The sequence below is a fragment of the Streptomyces sp. genome (genome assembly GCF_019510245.1).
Lineage (GTDB): Bacteria > Actinomycetota > Actinomycetes > Streptomycetales > Streptomycetaceae > Streptomyces.
This window is the reverse complement of the sequence record NZ_JAEKKT010000453.1, coordinates 1-2,486: the sequence shown is the minus strand read 5'-3', so window position 1 is coordinate 2,486 and position 2,486 is coordinate 1. Positions and strand designations below refer to the sequence as shown.

The following is a 2,486-nucleotide window of genomic DNA, read 5'->3' as shown; positions in this document are numbered from 1 at the left end:
GGACTTCTTCTTTCCCGAGCCGGGCAGCTCGGTACGAGAGGCGAAGCGCATCTGCGGCATGTGCGAGATGCGCTCGGCCTGTCTCGAGTACGCCCTGGCCAACGACGAACGCTTCGGCGTCTGGGGCGGCCTCTCCGAGAAGGAACGGCTGGCGATCAGGCGGCTGGACAAACGATGAGCCGCAGGGCCGGCAGTGCGGTGAGGATTCCGTAGCGCAGAGGCAGACGTTACGCCGTTGACCAGGGCACGCACGAGTCGCCAGGTCCCGAGACCTCTCCCGACAAGGCGACGACGGGGGTACCCGGGTCCGCCGTTCCTTCGGTGTTCTCGGCAGCCTGGCTTCCGTCGCCCGCGCCCGCGCCTGCGGCGAAGGCCGGGGATCGGGACGGGCCGCGGCAGGAGCCGCTACCGCGACCGGCGGTTTCGCTTGCGGAAGCGGCCGGTTTGCGGAGCAGGAGCAGCGCCGCGTCGTCGTGCAGTCGGCCGCCCACGTGTGCCAGCAGTTCGTCATGGATCGCGGTGAGGGTGCCGGCCGGCTCGTCGGACACGTGGCGGGCCAGCCCCTCGGCCAGCGGGTAGAACTCGCGGCCGTGGTTGCGGGCCTCGGTGACCCCGTCGGTGTAGAGCAACAGTTGATCCCCGTCGGCGAAAGCCAGCGCCTGGAGGCTGGGGGTCTCGTCCGTGAGCGCGCGCAACCCGAGGGGCGGGGCCGGAGGGGCGGGCTCCACCGCCACGACCGTGCCGGATTCGCGCACCAGCAGCGGAGGCGCGTGCCCACAGTTGACCACCTCCAGATGGCCTGCCCGCGGGTACCCGGCGACCACGGCGGTGACGAAGTCGTCGACACCGAGGTTGCGCGCCAGGCTCCGCTCGATCCTGCCGACGACGGCGAGGAGATCGGGCTCGTCGTAGGCGGCCTCCCGGAAGACACCGACCACGAGTGCGGCGGTTCCCACGGCCGGCAGCCCCTTGCCGCGCACATCGCCGACGATCAGCCTGACCCCGTACGGGGTGGGCACCAGCGCGTAGAGATCCCCGCCGATGCGGGCCTCCGCCGCCGCGGCGCTGTAGCGGACGGCCACCTGGAACGGCCCCACAGTCGCCGGTATGGGCTTGAGAAGCGCGTGCTGGGCGGCCTCCGCGACCGAGCGGACGGCCGCGAGCACCCGTTCACGACGCCCGCGCAACGCGCTGGCGAGGCCACTTGCCAGCGTGACGGCCGCCAGGGCGGACAGTACGGCCGTCAGCTCATGTCCCGGGACGCCGTCCCGGGTTCCGAGCGTCGCGCCCAGCACCGCGGCGAGAAGGCCGACAGCGAGGACTCCGCGCGGCCCGCCGGTGGTGGCGGCCAGCGCGGGCCCGGCCGCGAGCAGCGGCAGCCAGACCGTCCCTGCTCCGCACGCGACGTCGATGAGCACGACGACGGAGACGATCAGCACGGGCAGTGCGCGACTACCGGTGGCCAACTGCGCGACGGCACGTTTCCGGGCCGCCGACCCCGAACCGGACACTCGGTTCCTGAACGGGCGAATCAGCCATGGGTCGCCGCCGTGGTCTCGAACCTGACTCATGCTTCGTCCGTAGTCCTCACCTTGTGGGGGCCGCTGAAATGTCTCTTTCATCCAGGAAAGAGGTATGGCCTGGGCGCCACAAGGAGGGGATTTTCAGATAGTGAGCGAGAGACCCCTGGTCACGCGACTCGCGGCCGGGATCAGCCGCGCCAGGATCTCCTCGAGTCGGGAGAGCCGGTCCGCCCGCAGTGAGACGCCGAGAGAGCCCAGTGTGTCCCCGTTGTAGACGGGCACGGCGACACAGACGGTAACGAGGGCGTACTCCTCCAGGTCCGTGACGGCCGGGGCCACGGGTGAGGAGTCGAGTCGCCTGAGCAGTTCCGGAGAGCTGGTGATGGTCCGTGGTGTGAGGTCGGCGAGGGCGTGCCGGGAGAGGTAGTCCTTGCGTGAGGCGTCATCCAGTTCTCGCAGCACGGACTTGCCCAGCGCGGTGGCGTGCCCCGCGTCCTCGAATCCCACCCAGAGGTCGACACGGGGCGCCTGGGGGCCGTCGACGATCTCGGCGACTCGAATCTCGCCCTCCTCGTAGAAGGTGAGGTAGGCGGCGGTCGCGAGCTCGTCCCGCAGAGCGGTGAGCGTGGGACGGATGCGGCTGAGCGACACCTGCCCGCGGCCCGTGGTGTGCAGCGTCTGCAGCTTGTCGCCCAGGACGAACCCGCCGTCGTCCAGCTTCCGTGCGTATCCGTCGTGGACCAGTGTCCGCAGCAGGTGATAGGCGGTGGCCAGAGGCAGTCCCGTCTCACGTGCCAGTTTCTTCGCCGGCGCACCGTTCTCGTGCGCGCTCACCGCCTCCAGCAGTCGGAGTGCCCGCTGCACGGAAGTGATGAGCGTAGGGCCACCGTCGTGAGCACCCATGCGACCAGCGTGCGCCGAGCACGCGACGGAGGCAAGGCGCGCGCCCTTTCTCGGCTTGCC

3 protein-coding genes are annotated in these 2,486 nt (G+C 70.6%); 1 reads left to right on the top strand and 2 read right to left on the bottom strand.

Annotated features, from left to right (window positions below):
• Positions 1 to 178, top strand: a 178-nt coding sequence (locus tag JF597_RS53915) for a WhiB family transcriptional regulator (protein WP_294014402.1), incomplete at its 5' end; no start/stop codon positions are given.
• Positions 179 to 227: 49 nt separating this feature from the next.
• On the opposite strand, the gene JF597_RS53910 is transcribed toward JF597_RS53915, so the two are convergent.
• Together JF597_RS53910 and JF597_RS53905 are read right to left on the bottom strand one after the other, a co-directional pair.
• The gene (locus JF597_RS53910) at positions 228 to 1,445 is read right to left on the bottom strand and encodes a PP2C family protein-serine/threonine phosphatase (RefSeq protein WP_294014400.1); all 1,218 of its coding nucleotides are present in this window, start codon (positions 1,443 to 1,445) and stop codon (positions 228 to 230) included.
• 219 nt (positions 1,446 to 1,664) lie between these two features.
• Positions 1,665 to 2,426: an IclR family transcriptional regulator C-terminal domain-containing protein gene (locus JF597_RS53905; protein ID WP_294014398.1), complete on the bottom strand. Its 762-nt coding sequence runs from the start codon at positions 2,424 to 2,426 to the stop codon at positions 1,665 to 1,667.
• Positions 2,427 to 2,486: the final 60 nt, after the last annotated feature.